Annotated in this window: 17 protein-coding genes, 8 tRNA genes and 1 pseudogene; 5 read left to right on the forward strand and 21 right to left on the reverse strand. The window is 39.9% G+C overall.

Going from position 1 to position 18006, the window contains the following annotated elements; all coding sequences use genetic code 11:
* Positions 1-114: 114 nt before the first annotated feature.
* Positions 115-297, reverse strand: a complete 183-nt coding sequence (locus ACZSMY_RS21325) for a hypothetical protein (protein WP_042532476.1) — start codon at positions 295-297, stop codon at positions 115-117.
* Positions 298-689: 392 nt separating this feature from the next.
* On the opposite strand from ACZSMY_RS21325, the gene ACZSMY_RS21330 reads away from it, so the two are divergent.
* Together ACZSMY_RS21330 and ACZSMY_RS21335 are read left to right on the forward strand one after the other, a co-directional pair.
* On the forward strand, positions 690-815 hold the full coding sequence (locus ACZSMY_RS21330) for a hypothetical protein (RefSeq protein ID WP_256705811.1): 126 nt from the start codon (positions 690-692) through the stop codon (positions 813-815).
* On the forward strand, positions 815-1447 hold the full coding sequence (locus tag ACZSMY_RS21335; RefSeq protein WP_193065065.1) for a protein kinase family protein: 633 nt from the start codon (positions 815-817) through the stop codon (positions 1445-1447). Before ACZSMY_RS21330 ends, ACZSMY_RS21335 begins: the two co-directional genes overlap by 1 nt.
* A 78-nt stretch (positions 1448-1525) precedes the next feature.
* On the opposite strand, the gene larC2 is transcribed toward ACZSMY_RS21335, so the two are convergent.
* The 7 genes from larC2 to ACZSMY_RS21370 form a co-directional block, all read right to left on the reverse strand.
* Positions 1526-1990 (reverse strand): nickel pincer cofactor biosynthesis protein LarC2, encoded by a 465-nt coding sequence (larC2, locus tag ACZSMY_RS21340; protein WP_465148276.1) that lies wholly within the window; start codon positions 1988-1990, stop codon positions 1526-1528.
* A 29-nt stretch (positions 1991-2019) separates the two neighbouring features.
* On the reverse strand, positions 2020-2766 hold the full coding sequence (larB, locus tag ACZSMY_RS21345) for a nickel pincer cofactor biosynthesis protein LarB (protein ID WP_042532467.1): 747 nt from the start codon (positions 2764-2766) through the stop codon (positions 2020-2022).
* A gap of 33 nt (positions 2767-2799) precedes the next feature.
* Positions 2800-3690 carry a nickel pincer cofactor biosynthesis protein LarC gene (gene larC / locus ACZSMY_RS21350; protein ID WP_465148277.1) on the reverse strand — a complete coding sequence of 297 codons (891 nt, stop codon included), beginning with the start codon at positions 3688-3690 and terminating at the stop codon, positions 2800-2802.
* A gap of 248 nt (positions 3691-3938) precedes the next feature.
* Positions 3939-4778 (reverse strand): ATP-dependent sacrificial sulfur transferase LarE, encoded by an 840-nt coding sequence (gene larE / locus ACZSMY_RS21355; RefSeq protein ID WP_042532465.1) that lies wholly within the window; start codon positions 4776-4778, stop codon positions 3939-3941.
* 118 nt (positions 4779-4896) lie between these two features.
* Positions 4897-6171 (reverse strand): nickel-dependent lactate racemase, encoded by a 1275-nt coding sequence (larA, locus tag ACZSMY_RS21360; protein ID WP_332093826.1) that lies wholly within the window; start codon positions 6169-6171, stop codon positions 4897-4899.
* Between the two features lie 168 nt (positions 6172-6339).
* Positions 6340-7464, reverse strand: a complete 1125-nt coding sequence (locus ACZSMY_RS21365; protein ID WP_256705808.1) for a 2-keto-3-deoxygluconate permease — start codon at positions 7462-7464, stop codon at positions 6340-6342.
* Positions 7454-8620: a glycerate kinase gene (locus ACZSMY_RS21370; protein ID WP_193065069.1), complete on the reverse strand. Its 1167-nt coding sequence runs from the start codon at positions 8618-8620 to the stop codon at positions 7454-7456. The genes ACZSMY_RS21365 and ACZSMY_RS21370 overlap by 11 nt, the downstream gene beginning before the upstream one ends.
* A 148-nt stretch (positions 8621-8768) precedes the next feature.
* On the opposite strand from ACZSMY_RS21370, the gene ACZSMY_RS21375 reads away from it, so the two are divergent.
* Positions 8769-9863, forward strand: coding sequence for a CdaR family transcriptional regulator (locus ACZSMY_RS21375; RefSeq protein WP_042532457.1), 1095 nt, complete (start codon positions 8769-8771; stop codon positions 9861-9863).
* 56 nt (positions 9864-9919) lie between these two features.
* Here ACZSMY_RS21375 and ACZSMY_RS21380 read toward each other — a convergent pair whose 3' ends face one another.
* Positions 9920-11017, reverse strand: a complete 1098-nt coding sequence (locus ACZSMY_RS21380; protein ID WP_465148278.1) for a hypothetical protein — start codon at positions 11015-11017, stop codon at positions 9920-9922.
* 700 nt (positions 11018-11717) lie between these two features.
* Between ACZSMY_RS21380 and ACZSMY_RS21385 the strand changes: the two genes are divergently transcribed.
* Positions 11718-12890 carry an MFS transporter gene (locus ACZSMY_RS21385; RefSeq protein ID WP_465148279.1) on the forward strand — a complete coding sequence of 391 codons (1173 nt, stop codon included), beginning with the start codon at positions 11718-11720 and terminating at the stop codon, positions 12888-12890.
* Between the two features lie 217 nt (positions 12891-13107).
* Here ACZSMY_RS21385 and ACZSMY_RS21390 read toward each other — a convergent pair whose 3' ends face one another.
* Together ACZSMY_RS21390 and ACZSMY_RS21395 are read right to left on the reverse strand one after the other, a co-directional pair.
* Complete coding sequence (locus ACZSMY_RS21390; protein ID WP_042532451.1) at positions 13108-13968, reverse strand: SDR family oxidoreductase; 861 nt, start codon at positions 13966-13968, stop codon at positions 13108-13110.
* A gap of 332 nt (positions 13969-14300) precedes the next feature.
* Positions 14301-14666 carry a winged helix-turn-helix transcriptional regulator gene (locus tag ACZSMY_RS21395; RefSeq protein ID WP_042536035.1) on the reverse strand — a complete coding sequence of 122 codons (366 nt, stop codon included), beginning with the start codon at positions 14664-14666 and terminating at the stop codon, positions 14301-14303.
* A gap of 200 nt (positions 14667-14866) precedes the next feature.
* Between ACZSMY_RS21395 and ACZSMY_RS21400 the strand changes: the two genes are divergently transcribed.
* Complete coding sequence (locus ACZSMY_RS21400; protein WP_042532449.1) at positions 14867-15448, forward strand: NADPH-dependent FMN reductase; 582 nt, start codon at positions 14867-14869, stop codon at positions 15446-15448.
* Positions 15449-15571: 123 nt separating this feature from the next.
* Here ACZSMY_RS21400 and ACZSMY_RS21405 read toward each other — a convergent pair whose 3' ends face one another.
* From ACZSMY_RS21405 to ACZSMY_RS21450, 10 genes and pseudogenes are all read right to left on the reverse strand, one after another.
* Entirely contained in the window at positions 15572-15781 is a 210-nt protein-coding gene (locus tag ACZSMY_RS21405; RefSeq protein WP_465148280.1) for a hypothetical protein, read from the reverse strand.
* A 143-nt stretch (positions 15782-15924) separates the two neighbouring features.
* A pseudogene (locus ACZSMY_RS21410) lies at positions 15925-16514 on the reverse strand (type 1 glutamine amidotransferase family protein).
* Positions 16515-17074: 560 nt separating this feature from the next.
* Positions 17075-17158 (reverse strand) — tRNA-Leu (locus tag ACZSMY_RS21415).
* Between the two features lie 14 nt (positions 17159-17172).
* Positions 17173-17260 (reverse strand) — tRNA-Leu (locus ACZSMY_RS21420).
* A 10-nt stretch (positions 17261-17270) separates the two neighbouring features.
* Positions 17271-17346 (reverse strand) — tRNA-Lys (locus ACZSMY_RS21425).
* Between the two features lie 93 nt (positions 17347-17439).
* Positions 17440-17514: transfer RNA gene (locus tag ACZSMY_RS21430), tRNA-Gln, on the reverse strand.
* A 7-nt stretch (positions 17515-17521) separates the two neighbouring features.
* Positions 17522-17598, reverse strand: a tRNA-Asp gene (locus ACZSMY_RS21435).
* 28 nt (positions 17599-17626) lie between these two features.
* Positions 17627-17698 (reverse strand) — tRNA-Glu (locus ACZSMY_RS21440).
* A 16-nt stretch (positions 17699-17714) separates the two neighbouring features.
* Positions 17715-17805, reverse strand: a tRNA-Ser gene (locus ACZSMY_RS21445).
* Positions 17806-17811: 6 nt separating this feature from the next.
* Positions 17812-17886 (reverse strand) — tRNA-Asn (locus ACZSMY_RS21450).
* Between the last annotated feature and the right edge of the window lie 120 nt (positions 17887-18006).

The raw sequence follows: 18006 nt of genomic DNA on the forward strand, positions 1-18006 counted from the left end.
AAACTTGATGTTCCTTCCTCAAAACCTCCGATTCATACCATCTGTGAGGCGTTAACAGGCAAACACATCCTCCTTCCCTCTCTGCATATACGATTTTTGAAGCATACCCATCCTTTATTTTGATTTCATTTTCTTTTCCATCACTGGACGAAAAAATGCCCCATAAGTAAACCCTCCCATCAGAAAACCAATTATTCCATTCCAATAAGGCTCTCCTCCAAGAAGGATACTGACCATAAACATGATGACGGAGCCCGTTAAAGCATATAAAAGTCCACTGACCCAACGGTTTTTCACGGTTCGCCGCTCCTTCCAAAGTGCTTTATACGTGTTTACCCTTGAATAAAAGCCGGAAAACGATGAATTAAGGTATATAAGAAGGCTTTTATTAGCGCTGTATCACACCTATTCCTGCATAGCAAACGTATTAAAAAAAGAGAAACATGCGTGGATAATTTAAGTACGTTAAAATTTGCGCTTACGAAACAAGCCCTCTATAATAAATGTACATTCAAATTAATCCCAAAGGGGAGTAGCATAATAGCAGCTGTCGTCATTACAGGAGAAATCCTCGGCACTGCTGGCAACCGTTTCATTTCGTTGCTTGCGAGACCTTTGTCCAAAAAATATGTGGGCAAAGGTCTCTTTTTTATTAGCTTTTGCCGCACATAAGCCAAGGAGGAAAAGAAATGTCTAAACTTACGAAGCTTCTCAAGTCTAAAATGGTAAAAGAAGGAATAAAACAAGCGCAAAAACATGCCTTGCCTGTGATCAAAAAGGAATTAACCAAAAGAAAAGGCAGTTTTAAAAAATAATGAAACAATCCATGTACAATCACTATGTAACCACCGTTTTATTTACGAAGAAACACAGACGTATAAAAATACTCGGGCATCATAGTGACTTAGAGCTCTATGGGGCGGGGAGGAGTGCCGCTGTATTCAGAATAAAAAATGAGCATAAAGTGATTAAAATTTTCTACCCGTCTTTTGAAAAAACAGCAATGGAAGAAAAGCTAAATTACGAAAAGCTACATGGCAGTCCTTACTACCCAACGATATATGAAGCAGGAAGTAACTATTTAGTAATGGATTTTATTGAGGGCAAAACATTTTTTGAATGTCTGGCAGAAGGTATTCCGCTGACATCTCAACATATCAAGGATGTGGATAATGGATTAAATGCTGCGAGAGAGGCGGGATTAAATCCTTCAGATATTCATCTGCATAACCTTATCCTGACCAAAGAAGGCGCTGTGCGTCTGATTGATACAGCCCGTTTTTCTCAGGAGAAAAAATGTACGCAATGGGAAGATTTAAAATGGGCTTATGCACGATATTATCAGCGTACGAATTTCCCAAAAAAGATTCCAAGATGGGTCATGTATGCCGTATCAAAGCTTTACCGATTCTATCAGTATCTTCCTGTCAGAAAGGAAAAAAATTAGATGCGAGTTCTTTCCCTTTTTAATCACTAAATTTTAATAAAAAATACACAAACCAATTCAAATTGGTCTGTGTATTTTTTATAATTGCTTCCAAACTGACTGATATACTTGTTTCAATGGAATTCCATGTTCTTCAGCTATCGCTTTACAGTCTGCATACTCTGGTGAGCTTTGAAAGACCTCTCCATTCGAGGTCCCCTGTTTCACTGTTACTGGCCCCCATGCTGTATCCACTTGAATAAACTTTCTTTCCATGCGGTGGACAGTTAGCGGATAATAACGGATGCCTAGCGTCGTAGTTTCCTGCAACAGGATTTCCTTCATTTCAGGAAGTGCTTGATTGGAACAGAGCAATTGCAGTAATACCCCCGGCCGATTTTTTTTCATATAAATGGGGGTGTAAAATACATCATTTGCCCCAGCTTCAAATAAGCGGTCCATTACAAATCCAAGCCATTCCCCTGAAATATCATCCAAATTGACTTCCACTTTTATCATATTATCATCAATATGTTCCTGATTCGGAGGATGTTTTGGTGCCATCTAGACAACTCCCTTCTTATTGCGAAATGCTACTCCTCTTTTCCTTGAGCCAGCCGGTCAATCAATACGGCATTATATGCACCGCCGAAGCCATTATCAATATTGACCACGCTGATTCCGCTCGCACAGGAGTTCAGCATTGTCAGTAATGCCGACAGGCCTTGGAAGTTCGCACCATAGCCTACACTTGTCGGCACCGCAATGACCGGATGCGAAACAAGACCGCCGACCACACTTGGGAGCGCCCCTTCCATTCCTGCGATGACGACCGAAACCGTTGCGTCCTGAATCGCTGGAGCCTGATCTAATAACCGGTGAATTCCAGCAACTCCGACATCATAAAATCGGCGTACATTACTGCCCAATGCTTCAGCAGTAACGGCTGCTTCTTCAGCGATCCGCAAGTCAGAGGTTCCGGCACAGAGAATAGCGATATATCCTTCTTTTTTTTCTCTTTTCTCTTCTACCTTTAAGGATAGGATTTGTGCCATATCATGGTACGTCAATTCAGGATGAACCCCTAAAATTTTATCTGCCTTATCCGGTGAAATCCTAGTAATTAAAATATCATTCTGCTTCGCTTTGATTGCTTGCAGGATAGCTATGATTTGCTCCACGGTTTTTCCTTCTCCGTAAATCACTTCCGGAAAACCCTGCCGTTGTTTCCTGTGATGATCTACTTTGGCAAAACCTAAATCTTCATAAGTCGCTAGCTTCTTTTTCGCGTCCTCTATGCTTAATGTTCCATTTTGGACTTCCTTTAAAATTTCTTCCATTTACTTGTCCTACTCTCCAAACTTTTTCAATGTTTATGCCTCTTCGCCAATGATAACCCGGAGTACATTGGGGTGATTCGGAAATGTTTTCGTACCGGCACCATATCCCACTTTCACCACTTTCATAGACGGCATATCACAAAACTCCTCCGCTAACACCGCAGCAAAAGCAGCCCCAGTCGGCGTTGTCAATTCTGCTTTCAAGTCACTTTGCGCAATCGGTACTCCACGCAAAATCTCCAGCGTAGCCGGTGCCGGGACAGGATACACGCCATGATCAATATGAATTTTTCCGGATCCTGTTGGAACAGCTGCTGACTTGATTTCATCAATCTCAAGCTCTTCCAATAAAATCGCTGTCCCTACAATATCAATAATCGAATCAACAGCGCCTACTTCATGAAAATGGACATCCTCCAGCGGCACACCGTGAATATGCCCTTCTGCTTCACCAATTTTTTTAAAGATCCTCAACGCCATATCTTTCACGTCTTCTGATAAATCTGCTTCTTGAATCATATTTACAATATCACGATAGGAACGATGATGATGGCTATGATCGTGATGGTGATGATGTCCCTCATCGTGACTGTGACCATGATGGTGCTCATGATGATGGTCGTGGCTATGCCCGTGATGATGCTCATGAACATGCTTATGGCTATGCCCGTGCTCATGGTCGTCCTGTTCAGAATGATCATGGTGGGAATGTCCATGCTCCTCATTCTTCAGCACAACATCAAATTTTGTGCTTGTAATCCCATTCTTCACTACTTTATAAACATTTAATTCGTATTCATCCACTAAAGGAAGCTTCTGCAACTCGTTTTGCAAATGAGAAAAACTCCCTCCCGCGTCAAGCAGCGCTCCTATTGTCATATCACCGCTTATTCCTGAAAAACAATCCAAATATAACATCTTCATGAAAATTACTCCTTTGTTTATCTTCTTTATACTCTTTTCACGCGAAAAAGCAGTTTTTTCAACTGCTTTCCCGTAAAAGATCATGTTTAAATTTATCCGGAGAATCATCCGTAAAACTCCATCTCTAAATAGAGAGTAAAAATAAATTTATTCAGAGAGGAGATAGCGGGTGCTAACTCCCCCCCCTGAGGCACTCAGGCTAATTCCGGGGGAGAAAGGAAACAACTCCCACGGAATGAAGTTGTGTTTTAAGCATTGGCAGCGATTTGCTGTTTTGACGAAGCTGCTGGCAATACTTCATTCATGCTGCCTGTACGGTAACCGCGTAAGTCTATCGATACATAGTCAAAACCAAGAGATACCAGTTTATGTTGAACCTCTGTACGTTTTTCCAGTAATTCCACCATTTTATCAGCTGCTACTTCGATACGCGCCACATTATCATGATAACGTACACGCACTTCTTCAAAACCGGCACGTTTTAAATAAAGCTCCGCCTGATTAACCTGATTTACTTTTTGTTTGTCCAGTTTTGTACCATACGGAAATCTGGATGCTAAGCTGCAGGAAGCTAATTTATTCCATACTGGAAGCTCCAATTCCTTCGCAAGCTCGCGGACTTCCGGTTTATATAGATTTGCTTCCTGAAGGACACTGCGGATGCCTTCTTCCGTTCTTGCCTTTAGCCCCGGGCGGAAATCTGCTTCATCATCCATAATCATTCCGTCTAACACATACGGATAATCCCATTCCTCCGCCAGCTGATTCAGGCGGGTGTAAAGCAATTTTTTACTGTAATACCAGCTGTCTGGGTTATTCGCTGTAATTTGAGGCTGGTTCAATTCTTTTATTTCTGTTTGGTGCACCTTCACACCCAGATCCTCTGCTAATTGAACCGCAGCCTGAAATTCGGATTCACGGAATAATTCTGATGCAACAACAACTGCCAGCACGTTATCTCCTAACTCCTGCTGCGCTCTTTTCAAAACAACTGTACTGTCTACACCGCCTGAAAATGCCACCATGACACGTCCCATTTCCTTCAGTGTTTTCCCTAAATAACGATTTTTCTCATTGATTTCCATCATTTTATTCACCTCATTTCCCCTGACTGAAGGGGGGATTTTACTAACAAAAGGATATAAAAAACTTTCCCATTTATTGACTAAATACATTTCATTCTATTACCAGTATACTACGCTCAGCTCAGGATTTCACTTTTTCTTCAACATAAGGTATCGTCAATGGCCCTAAAGGCATCACAGCAACGGTCATCGATTCCCCATACTTTTCCTTTAACTCTTCTAACGTCTGTTCTATATCATGAGTCGGCTCTAACATGGCATTGGTTACTTGTTCGTCCGTCAGCTTGGAATAAACATAAACATCCGCCCAGACCTGAATGACAGCCTGTTTCTGAACCTGCCACTGATCAAACATTTTAAATTCCGGATTATTAATCATATCCAGCAGATCCTGCGGGCTCTTTGCCATATCAAAAATTTTCGCATAGTTTCCATGGTCAGGTAAGCCATCTGAACACTCGGATGCTACAATAATCGAACCGCCCTCTTTGACAATTTTATGGGCAGCGCTCATCCCTTTTACGGCCTGATATAAATTTTGGTCCAGCGGATAGCCGGAATTAGATGTAATCACGACATCAAACCGCTCTTCACAATGGAACATCGCGTGCTCTTTTGCATACGCACATCCTTCATCATGTGCCTGATAAAGCTCGCCAGCAAACACATTCGTAATTTCTTTCTCCCGATTTAATGTAACATTTAACATAAATTCGGGCTTACACATCCCGTTAATTTCACGGGTCATATCCTGAACCGGATTATTCTCCATATTCCCCCACGTGGAGAGCGGATCTCCAATCATCCGCGCATTATGGAAGGTCATAATCGTTTCAATCCCCGCTATTCCGGGCATGATTCCTTTTGGACCTCCAGAAAAGCCTGCGAAAAAATGCGGCTCTATAAAACCGGTTACAATTCTAAAATCAGATTCTACATAATCTTTATTCAGGTAGACATCGCAGCCAAATTTACTTTTCCCGAGATTAACAAGTGTATCCTTTTCATGACAGTGATTGTTTACAATTCGAATATTGTCTACAACCCAGCTTCCTAACATTTGAACAAATTCTTCCCTTGTCTGGTCGCGGTGTGTTCCAGTTCCATTAATAATAACAAAATTCTCTAAAGGAACATGGCTTAACTCCTCAATTAATACCGGAACCAGGATATGATTTGGTGTCGGTCTGGTAATATCACTAATGACAATCGATACCGTATCGGTAGCCTTGACAGATTCTTTCAAGGGCGCGCTGCCAATCGGATTTCGCAAAGCCTGACGGACTGCTTCCTTTTCATCTTCCATCTTTGGCAGATTGGTCGGTTCAATAAGTAAAGCGTTTTCTGGCAAATCTAAAGAAATTCCATTCTTTCCATATAGTAAATCCGTCCTCATATTCAAAAACCTCATTTCATTTAATAGCTTATATCCTGTACTTTTTTAGGTTTAAACGACATTTGCAGCAAACCGTTACTGCTGAAAAGCATTTATTTGTAAAATAACATATCATTCTATCATCAGAATAACATGATTTGTCGAATAAAACCTGCTTCTTATAACCTATCAGTCATTAACCGCATATTTCGTTTCCTGTTTATCCTCTTTTAACCCCAAATCTTCTTTTGTACCATCGATTCCTTTTTTCCGCTGATACTTGTCTATTAAAATAACACCTAAAGGACAAAGCAGCGAAGTCGTGATGGTGGATATGGAAATCTGAGCGGTCGCCATCGGAACAATACTCTGAATCGCTTCAAATTCTGCTTGTGTCATGGCTCCTGCACCAACGGCTACTGACGCTGCTGCGGCTACTGCGGCAGGTGTTGCGGCGGCGTTTCCTGCTGTGGAAGCCTCTGAGATAGGAGCAATAAAGCTTTTTTCTCTAAATAATTTAAATACAAGAATACCTGCCCCAGCTGAACAGAAAAAGGTAAGAAAAGCAAGTGTTAATCCGCCTGTAAGTACAGAGGGATTGAAGAAGTTCGCCAAATCCATGCCAGCTCCCAGAGCAAAGGCGAAAAATGGAATCGTAACCGCTTCTCCCGGCTTTAAAAACTCTCGTATTTTTGGATCCAGGTTTCCTAAAATCATTCCAATCCCGATTGGCAAAAGAACTGCAATAAATGAAATCATCGGAAATGCTGTACCTAATACCCCAAGTGCAGCTAATGTCAAAAATGGCCCGTCATTGATAGCCAGAATAGAGAGACCGCCCACATCGGATCTATTTCCAAATTTTCCTGTCAATGCAGCATACATCCCGCTATTGCTGTTTGTCATACCAGCAATTAATGCAAGGGTGGACAATCCAAATAGTCCGCTCATCGGGTCAAAGAAGAATCCAAAAGCCATCCCGACGGCTAAGCCGGCTCCATACTTCGAACCTGTAATTAAAATCCCTTTCTTTAATGCTTTTCCGCCGACTTTCAAATTCATCTGGCTTCCCACACAGAATAAGAATAAAGCAATCAATACAAGGGCACTATCCTTAAATAATTCTTGTGAAAATCCGCCAATTCTTAAAAATTCATAGTAGCCTTCCTCTGTTTGCGGTGCTCCGAGAAATTCAAGAACTCTCATCACTGCCGGTATATGCATTTGGTCAATCGTGTTTAAAGAAGCTCCTAATAGAAGTGGAACTACCATTAACCCTCCAGGTACTTTTTCAATTGTATCCTTAATTCTCATAAATCGCTCCCCCTTTGATGTGATTAAAAGCGTAAAAATAAGAACGAACCACCTGTTCAGCACTTAATTCCAATAGGATAGATGCATTTCGCATAGACTCTTCTAACGTCATTGGTTTATTGACAATACTGTGGATACTGACAACGCCAAAATCATGGAGCACTGCCGTATCGTCACCTGCCGATCCTGCTAAAATAATCGTTGGAACTCCTTGCCTTTGCGCTGTTTGCGCTACTCCCAGCGGCGTTTTACCAGAAGCAGTCTGCCCGTCTACTTTTCCCTCGCCGGTAATGACTAAATCTGTTCCTGTTAAAAATTGGTTGATGTTACTATACTCCAGGACAACATCAATTCCTCTTTCCAGTTCACATGGAAAGAAGGCCTGAAAAGCTCCTCCGATGCCGCCTGCAGCTCCTGCACCCGGCATATCATGCAGCTTGATACCTGTAACCTTTGCAACCTGATCCGCAAAATGTGCGAGATTTTGATCCAGCCGCTCTATCATTTCCGATGTTGCACCTTTTTGCGGGCCAAAAATATGAGATGCCCCATTTAATCCAATCAACGGATTCTCTACATCAGAGGCGATTAAAAATTGACAATCTTTAATTCTGGGATCAAATGAATCGATTTCTATGGAAGCAATTTTACCTAATGCGTCTCCTCCATAACCGATTTCATTTCCTTCTGCATCTAAAATCCTTAGCCCCAGCGCCTGCAGCATGCCGGCACCTCCGTCATTCGTAGCGGAGCCTCCTAATCCCACAACAAAAGAAGTAAAACCATCATCCAGAGCCTGTTTAATCAGCTGCCCTGTCCCATAGGTTGTTGCTGCCAATGGGGAAAGTTCTTCTTCAGATAGTAAAGTGAGTCCTGAGGCTGCTGCCATTTCAATGACACATGTTTTCTTATCTCCTAAAATTCCATATCCAGCTTCGACCTTATTCCCCAATGGATCTGTGACAATGACATGCTTCATCTCTCCTTCTGTAGCAGTAACAAGTGTTTCTAATGTTCCTTCGCCTCCATCAGCAACAGGGATCAAGACGGTTTCTGCGTCTGGAAAAGCTTTTTTGATTCCTTTATCTATGGCATTAGCTGCTTCGACTGCACTTAAACTTCCTTTAAATGAGTCTGGAGCAACGATAATCTTCATTCCATCACATCCTTTAGTAAGCGTTTTCTTTTTTATCTGTAGTTTAAATTATACGAATATTGACTTATATTGTATATGGCTATATCATACAAAAATAAGAGGAATATATAGTTTAATATTGTAGGGTATAAACAAAGGAGCTTGAATTATGGATATGTTGACAAAAGAAATTGCGAATGCCATCGTCAGAGAAACCTCCCTCCGTTTAAATCGAAACGTAAATATTATGGATATGAACGGAGAGATTATTGCCGCTCTGGATGAAACTAGACTGCATACTGTTCATGAAGGGGCTGTAGAAGTGCTGAGCAGCGGAGAAACACTCTCTATTTATCCTGAACAAGGGGATTCCTGGCAAGGCTCGGAGCCTGGAATCAATTTACCTATCGTCTTTCAGGACACTATCATCGGGGTGATTGGGGTTACCGGCAATCCGGATGAGATGGAGGATATCGGGGAGCTGGTGAAAATGACTACAGAGCTGATGATTGACCAAGAATTTATTACTTCACAGCTGGAATGGAAACAGCGTACAAAAGAGATGGTTATTGACCAGCTGTTAAAAAGCAATGCCTCTTATAAAACGATCCAGCAAGGGCTTGATATGCTGAAAATAGAATTAACGCCTCCATTCATGGCATTCGTCATTCAAATAGATACGCTCACTATCCAAAAACAAGAATTGATTCAAAAAATAGAGCGGTTATTTGGTAAGCGTCCTGCTATTGCCGGATTTATAAACCTTAATCAGCTGTTTATTGCCGTGTCTGAAATGGAAGAGACCGAAGCCGTGCGAAAAGTAGAAGCGCTGCAAGCACTATTTCATAAGCTGGGTATTACCTTCAGAATAGCCAATAGTCTGGCTTTTCATGAACTGAAACATTTTTATCAGGCTTATTCCGATTGCGAGCTCGCTTTAAAAATCAGTGCACCGGAAATCGAAGTAATTTCATTCAGCCAGATTGAAGTACGGGCATTGCTTTATCAGCTTGACCAGACGCTGAGAGAAAGGTTCTCCAGGCGAATTCTGAACGGTTTAGATGAAACGCAGGCAATGACATTAAAAGCATTTTTTGCACATGATTTAAATATCCAAAAAACAGCTGATGCCCTATTTTTACATCGGAATACATTGCTTTACCGGTTAAATAATATCACAAGGGAAACAGGATATAATCCGAAAATTTTCAATGATTCTCTTATTTTGCAGGTGGCCTTATGGATTCAGGAACAAAATAAATAAGGCAAGGGAAGTTTGATACACTGCTTATCAAACTCCCTTGCCTTTCAATCCATTCTCTACTCTTCGCTTTCCACATCCGTGTGCCGGTATCCGCTGATCTCATTTTCACGATTCACATATACAATGATGGATGCCGGCTGTTCCGAAAACTCCACATCATATACAAACGAATAATTTCCAGCAGAAGGACCATAATAGTCTTTTTCATGATTCAACTCAAAACGAACCCATTCTCCATACTCCCGCTCAACATTATTACGCCACCTTTCCAAATCTTCAGGAGAGGCCTCTGCTTCAGCATCATCTAAGAGATCTGCCGCCCCTTCATAATCTTCAGCAGCAATAAATGTTAAAAAATCCTCGGCTGTCTGATGCGCTTCTTCCGGATAGATGTAATTCTCTTCTTCATCATAGCTGCGGGAATAATAACCTGTAATTGCATTGTCCTCATTTACATAGATATTAAAAAGAACCAGCTGTTCCCCAAACGTTGCAGCATAAATAAGAGAAGAATCTCTGGAAAACGTCTGTTCATCATAAAGATGAATATCTGCGAATTCCCCATTCGTTTCCTCCAGCCGGCTCCAATCAGACGCAATATCTGCCGGTGCTATATCTGATTCCATATCATCTTCCACTAAGTCAGCCGCTTCTTCAAAGGCACCCTCCCTCGCAAATTCTAAAAATCCTTCCGCAACGTCATGGGTCTTTTCTGAAAACTGTAATTCTGGATCAATGTTTGTCCGAAAATTAAATACTTCATTATTTCTGTTAATACCGATATAAAAGAGCGCCTTACGCGCACCAAATTTGCCTTCATAAACAAAATTAAAGATGGACGAATATGTATCTTCCTCTTCCTCCATTAAATCAATACTACTTAATCCACCATAAATTTCAGCTGTTGGAACAAATAAATCTTCAAAATCTTTTGATGTCCATTCACTGATAGAATTATCACTCAGAGAGGATGCCGCTTCTTCAAATTCTTCCTCGCTTAAAAAGGATAAAAATTCTTCTGCTGTTTGCATCGCTTCATCTCTGGCTTCCTCTCTAGTCTCTCCTTCTGATTCAGAATCAGTTTCCCCACATGCAGAGAGTATCAAACCAAGTAAACTGACTGTTAATAGAATGGTTAACTGTTTGAACTTCAAATTTTATGCTCCTTTACCCTGATTATTTCCTTGCCGGTTAGCAGCGGATTCCTCCCTGCACAACGATGTTTTTCAAAATCGACTTATTATGTATCTATTAAACTCCATTTGCGAAAATACGCTTAATCTTTTCATATCGTACCATATGCCAGGGAAGCTTGCTAGTACTCTAATAGATGAGAAAGTTTCTATCAGAATTTCACTTTCATATCCCTTCAAACAAGGTTCATCGTGTCATCTTTTCAACTGCATTGGAAATGCTGCTTCGTATTAATCTTGTTTAACAACAATGAGGAAGAAACTACAGCCTTAAAGAAAGGTTATTATCGAAAATTTTCACCTGCTATGAAGTGAGAAAACAACAAAAAATAGCAATACCAAAGACGTTTTACCCAATGGCAGTGCCATTTTTGGTGTATATTTTTTACAGCGTGCATATCATCGGATATTTCCAATTGTTCTTTCTGTCATTACTTTATGACTCCCCCGCTTAATTCCTGTCATAATCTCTAAAAACACATGAATGCATAGCCTGTAAAATGACTCAGCCTGATAGCTCCCATTCTCCAGTTAGATCACTAATTCATCACCATTTTACAATTCATTCACTATCCTTTCGTTCAACCTCTTTACATCTGCCCCGTATCAGATATAATGTCCTTTGTATCAAAATGCACCAACATAGAAGGAGTTTCGAAAAATGCATGATTCAAACACCAAAATATGGTCATTATCCTTTATCTTTATCGTGGTTTCCAACGGTTTAGTTTTTATGATTTTCGAGATGCTGCTTCCCACGCTTCCTCTCTTTATTACTGCAATTGGAGGCGGCGCCAGCCAAGTCGGCATCGTCACAGGAATATTTATGTTATCTGCTATTCTGACTCGTCCTTTTGCTGGTCTTCTAGCAAGTAAAATGGACAAAAAATTCCTCTTAATCCTAGGTATTTTAATTAATGCCTTGGCGACTGGAGCCTATTATCTTTCAAGTGATATCACTACGCTATTGATTATTCGGCTTTTTCATGGAGCAGGGTTTGGGTTGATTACGACATATTTCGCTACATTAGCAGCCGAAATCATTCCTAAAAAGCGGCTCGGAGAAGGAATTGGATATTTTGGTCTGGGTGAAACGATTGCTATTTCTGTCGGTCCCATGATAGGTATCTTAACGCTGGAATTATATGACTTTCAGCGCTTATTCTTAGGCGGAATGGCAGTATTGATACTGGCTGTAATCATGGCCATATTGATTAAACGCGCACCAAATGGAAGAGAATTAGATAGAACAGCCAGTGTAAAGACAAAAATTCTTGAAAAGAAAGTTCTCTTCCCTGCCCTTCTGATTTTATTAGTCGGAACGGCAGCAGGAGGAATCATGTCATTCTTTTCTTTATATGCCTTGGAAAAGGATTTTTCTCATGTAGGATTGTTTTTCTTCGTTATAGCGGCAGCCAGCTTTGCAGTACGATTGGTTTCTGGCAGGCTGTTTGACTTGCACGAACCAGCCGTCATCTTGATTCCAGGTTCTATCTTTGCAATCATTGGATTAGGTCTTTTATATATTGCCAATACAGACACGGTCTTTTTTACAGCAGCAATATTTTACGGTCTAGGTTTCGGAGCATTGCTTCCTGCTATACAAACCTGGTGTATCAACCTAGTCGATAAACAGGAGCATGAAGATGCCATGGCCTCTTTCTTCAATTTTTTCGATATTGGGATAGGCGGCGGCTCATTGGTACTGGGATTAATAGCAGAAGCAGCGTCTTATCAGACTATCTATATTGTATCTGCCTTCGTATACGTCTTATTTTTCATTATGTATGTAGTTTATTTACTTATAAAAAAACGTTCAAAAGAATTAGTTTAAGTGGAATATCAAGGGTTTAATACCCTTGATATGATTAATTGAAAAAGCAGCCATGCACTTACTTTTTTCTGCTGCTGCACATGCCAGGAAGTATTTTTAGATTCCCGCTTTGATTCTCAGAAAACCGCTTATACCCCGGTTTCTCGATTTCATAGATGGCAATTTTGCCTTCTTTATTAAAATGAAAACTTCTTCAGTAAAGCAGAAGCTCATAAAGTTAATTACTTTCTATAAAGGGAGATTCCTCTAAACCCGTCCACTGAAGACTTTTAATATATAAATCTTTTTGGCGTTCTTCATTATACGAAACAGGGGAAGTCTGTTCTATTTTATTATCTTTAAAAAACTTCCCTGTAACATCTTTCACTTCATTGGATGAAGCCAAATAAGCAGGCAAAGTGGCACCTTGCTCTGGATTTTTTGAAAATAACTTCATAACTGGTCTTAAAAACTTCGGTGCCATTCGGGTTGCCTGAGGGGTATAAATAAATCCTGGGTGCAGTGCATTGACGGTCACACCGCTGTTTGACAAGCGCTCACTCAGATAATACGTCATCATCAGAACAGCGGTTTTTGCAGTTTTATATGCCTGCATTCCCGAATAATCAGAAGCAGTTTGATTTACTGCATTATCCGGCTCAAACTCTTTGTCTTCCATGACAGATGCGATATTAACCACTCTTCCTGAACCGGAAGCCTTCAATTGATCAAGCAGCAGATGAGTTAATAAAAACGGTGCTAAATAATTAACCGCAAAAGTCATTTCAAAGCCGTCGTTATTGACTTGATACTGACCGAATACACCGCCGGCATTGTTTATGAGAACATCTAATTTGGAATAGCGCTTCTGAACCTGCTCTGCCAGCTTTCTAATCTCCTGCTGTGAGGACAAATCAGCGATCAGTAAATCTATATCCTTATTATCAGCAGCAGCTAATAATTCTTGACGTGCTTCTTCCCCTTTTTGCTTATTTCTGCATACTAAGACGATACGACAGCCTTGCCTGGCTAAAATAGCAGCTGTTGCGAATCCAATTCCTGAATTAGCTCCAGTTATCAAAACCGTTCTCCCTTCCATTCATCTCGTCCTCCTAATATTTAAGTCAAAGCATCCTTCATATACTTGAATCAGTTTGGTAATTTCAATAATATAATTTATAAAAATACAGGGGGTTACAAGCAGAGGCAGATATGAGACGGTAGCATTGCAGGCAATTGTCCGTGATATACTCTCTACTAATGTAACCCTTCTTTGATCAAGACATTTTATAACCTTGTTATACATCCATAAATGATTTATACTTTTAAAGCACAAAAGTATCCAAGCTTAATCAGCATACTATTACTGGACAACAAAGTGAGTAATTCATAGAAAACACCATTCCGCTTCGTATTACAACTTATCGGGAATTATATTTGTTCCTTCTGCTCTTCATTATCTTTTCCATATAATTTCTCCAAATGTTCCAGATGCTCCGTCCCCCAGCTTCTCATTGATACTAATAACGGTTTTAAACCATGACCGTACGGTGACATAGAATACTCCACTTTTGGAGGCACCTGCTGATAAACCTTGCGATGAACAATATCGTTATATTCTAATTCTCTTAATTGGGAAGTTAACATTTTTTTAGTGATTTCCGGAATAGCCCGCTGCAGTTCACTAAAACGCAATTTTTCGTTTTCCATAAGGTGAAATAAAATAATCGGTTTCCATTTTCCTACAATAATATCTAACGCAACTTGAAGCTCTCCACAATTTTCACCTGTCGTTATATTCTTCACTTTTCAACCGCTCCTTTATAAATATATGCATGAACCCCTTATATATCAAATGGTTTCCTAAAAGTAACTAGGTATAAATAAAGTGCCTTCTTCTCAAAAAGGCACTTTAGGTTTATTATAACTCTTGTAATCAAATTAATACAAACTTATTATTTGATTCATTACATCTAAATTTATACGGAGGTTACAGCATGACAAGAATTGGTATTATTACAGGAAGCACACGTGATGTACGTGTTAATTTACAAGTTGCAGAATGGGTTAAAGATTTTGCAGATAATAAAGATATAGACGCAGAATTTGAAATTGTTGATATAAAAGAAAGTGGTCTTGGACGTTTCAATGAAGCAATCCCCCCGCTTATGACAAATAAAGAATACGCAACAGAAGAACAGCGTGCATGGTCAAGAAAAATTGATTCGTTTGACGGGTTTATTTTTGTTACACCGGAATATAATAAAAATTTCCCTTCGTCCCTTAAGGATCATTTAGATTATTTAGGTTCAGAGTGGCATCATAAAGCAGCAGGCATCGTAAGCTATGGCTCTACGCTTGGTATTGCAGCTTCCCTTGCATTACGTACAACGTTATCCAATTTAAAAGTAGCTACAGTTGAACCACAAGGTGCATTCAGCTTATTTAATGACTTTGAGAACATGGCAACTTTCGCACCAATGGAAGTGCATAAACCAAGATTTGGCGAAATGATTGATGATGTTGTCGCTTGGTCCAATGCCCTTAAATCTGTGAGAAAAGAAAAGAGCCTTGTGTAAGTTATATTATCCAACAGTTTATAAAATAGAATAATTCCACTAAAAAAAACAGACACCCTTTCCATTATTGGAATAAGTGCCTGTTTTTTTACAACGGACCAAAACATTATATAGATTTAAAAATTAATATTTCTCCTCTTTAGATTTAGTTACAAGGTACACTAGCGGTCCGCCAAAAATCAATCCTCCTGCTCCTATGCCTAAAAAAACAGCCGTGTATGAGATGAATTCCATTTCCCTGCCTAAAATAAAATCAATTATCATACGGCCAATGGTGATTATTGCAGGGAAAGCAAGCGACCAAAGCAAGATAATTTTTAATCCTTTTGACACGTTATCCCTCCACAAATCCTTCTAGCTATTCTGATACAACCTTTTGTCATATTCATTTCAGGACAATTCTCCCCAATCTCTATACTCAATTCTACTATAATCATAATTTTCATTTTATTTCAAGCGAAGATTATCTAAGAAGATTATCTAAACGGATTCCCATATTTTTCACAGTATTTATAAAATCCATGCTTATACATATACATCATTTTTTTAATATTTTCGGAGGTATCAAATTCAATCAACTCTAAAATCAAATGTGTAAATTCAATCGGAGCTGTTCCGTTTGCAGTGACTAAATTTTTATCTGTTACTGCTTGCTGCTGAAAAAAACTGCTCTTAGCATGATAATTTTCATAGCCCTTCCAAGCATCAACAGAGTTACCCGTATGATTATAATGATTTAGAAAACCGTTTTTCGCTAAATAATCCACAGCTCCGCATATAGCTCCAACAGGTATATTATTTTGAAATGCCGTTTTGATTAGATGCAAAAGCTTTTTATTATCATTATTCCATGTATTCCCGCCTACCGTTACCAATAGATGAGCATCCTCAGGTTCAGAACCAATGATTTAATCGACAGCAGTTCTAAAACCGCCAATGGAACTTACCGTATCCTCCAAAGAAATCGTATGAACCGACCAATCCTCCCTCTGATTTAATGTTGTTGATAAGTAAGCACCTTCCCAATCTGGTATTCGTCCAGGATAAGAAATAAAGCCTGTTTCATAAGCATCACACCACCTGTTAATAATTTACAACCTTGCAGTGATTGCCTCATTTAACTCATTTATAAAATCACTACATTCTTATTTATTAAAGTAATTATACCAAAAAAGATTTATATTATGAATATTATAAATCTTTTATTGAGCTGGTTTATTGGGTTTACATTCTTTCAAGTCAATATGTTCCAGCAACTAGAGATATTTTTAACAGGCTCATCGAAAAATTGGTGAACACGTTAACCTTGAAGCTATCTACTGACATGATTTAAGGTATTTTCCCGTTGCTTTACTAGTTCCTCAAAGCGAAGAACACGTAACCTTTAAAGAACGCCTGGGGCGCTCATCCATTACTACGATAATTAATGTTTAGTTGTTCTCTAGTAAGCAAAGAGAAACTGCTGACAAATTGGATGATTTATTCTAAATCCGAACATTACGATTTTACCATATATTTACATGGCATCAAAATGGCATCAGTAAAACAAAAAAGCACCCATAAAATGAGTGCATAAAAAAATATCAAAGGTCTGCAACCCTTGATATGACTGGTTTGTACATATGATGCGGTCGGTGGGATTTGAACCCACACGGGTTATTCACCCACCAGGCCCTCAACCTGGCGCGTCTGCCATTCCGCCACGACCGCATAATATAAAAAAATGGTGCGGATGAAGGGAGTCGAACCCCCACGTCCTTAACGGACACTGGAGCCTGATTCCAGCGCGTCTGCCAATTCCGCCACATCCGCAAGATAAAAATGGTGAGCCATGAAGGATTCGAACCTTCGACCCTCTGATTAAAAGTCAGATGCTCTACCGACTGAGCTAATGGCTCCTATATATGACAGGTCATTATTTATAGTCCCTATCAATAAAAAAATACTATTATCTGTAATAGTATTATCATGTATTCCTTCTAAAAAGAAAATGGCTGGGCCACCAGGATTCGAACCTGGGGTACACGGGATCAAAACCCGATGCCTTACCGCTTGGCTATGGCCCAACTATAATGGCGGTCCGGACGGGACTCGAACCCGCGACCTCCTGCGTGACAGGCAGGCATTCTAACCAACTGAACTACCGGACCAATTATTTATTTTGATTTCTTAGAAAGATGACCCGTACGGGATTCGAACCCGTGTTACCGCCGTGAAAGGGCGGTGTCTTAACCGCTTGACCAACGGGCCATTATGAAAATTAAAATGGCGGAGAAGGAGGGATTTGAACCCTCGCGCCGCTTACACGACCTACACCCTTAGCAGGGGCGCCTCTTCAGCCACTTGAGTACTTCTCCAAATAATGGCTCCACAGGTAGGATTCGAACCTACGACCGATCGGTTAACAGCCGATTGCTCTACCACTGAGCTACTGTGGAATATAAAAGTAATCAGTCACTATCTATGTAATATCCTAATTACGCAACAACAAGAAATATCATACAATATATCCTGTTTTTTGTCAACAAAAACTGTTGAATTTCTTAAAAAGTTTTTTT

This window comes from Oceanobacillus sp. B139/18 (assembly GCF_055524595.1).

Coding starts and splice junctions, on each gene's coding strand:
- ACZSMY_RS21390 (WP_042532451.1), bottom strand. CDS start 13,968: ATGGAAGGGAGAACGGTTTTGATAACTGGAGCTAATTCAGGAATTGGA.
- ACZSMY_RS21370 (WP_193065069.1), bottom strand. CDS start 8,620: ATGAAGATTATCGTTGCTCCAGACTCATTTAAAGGAAGTTTAAGTGCA.
- larB (WP_042532467.1), bottom strand. CDS start 2,766: ATGGAAGAAATTTTAAAGGAAGTCCAAAATGGAACATTAAGCATAGAG.
- larC2 (WP_465148276.1), bottom strand. CDS start 1,990: ATGGCACCAAAACATCCTCCGAATCAGGAACATATTGATGATAATATG.
- ACZSMY_RS21400 (WP_042532449.1), top strand. CDS start 14,867: ATGACAAGAATTGGTATTATTACAGGAAGCACACGTGATGTACGTGTT.
- larE (WP_042532465.1), bottom strand. CDS start 4,778: ATGATGGAAATCAATGAGAAAAATCGTTATTTAGGGAAAACACTGAAG.
- larA (WP_332093826.1), bottom strand. CDS start 6,171: ATGAGGACGGATTTACTATATGGAAAGAATGGAATTTCTTTAGATTTG.
- ACZSMY_RS21330 (WP_256705811.1), top strand. CDS start 690: ATGTCTAAACTTACGAAGCTTCTCAAGTCTAAAATGGTAAAAGAAGGA.
- ACZSMY_RS21385 (WP_465148279.1), top strand. CDS start 11,718: ATGCATGATTCAAACACCAAAATATGGTCATTATCCTTTATCTTTATC.
- larC (WP_465148277.1), bottom strand. CDS start 3,690: ATGAAGATGTTATATTTGGATTGTTTTTCAGGAATAAGCGGTGATATG.
- ACZSMY_RS21365 (WP_256705808.1), bottom strand. CDS start 7,464: ATGAGAATTAAGGATACAATTGAAAAAGTACCTGGAGGGTTAATGGTA.
- ACZSMY_RS21335 (WP_193065065.1), top strand. CDS start 815: ATGAAACAATCCATGTACAATCACTATGTAACCACCGTTTTATTTACG.
- ACZSMY_RS21375 (WP_042532457.1), top strand. CDS start 8,769: ATGGATATGTTGACAAAAGAAATTGCGAATGCCATCGTCAGAGAAACC.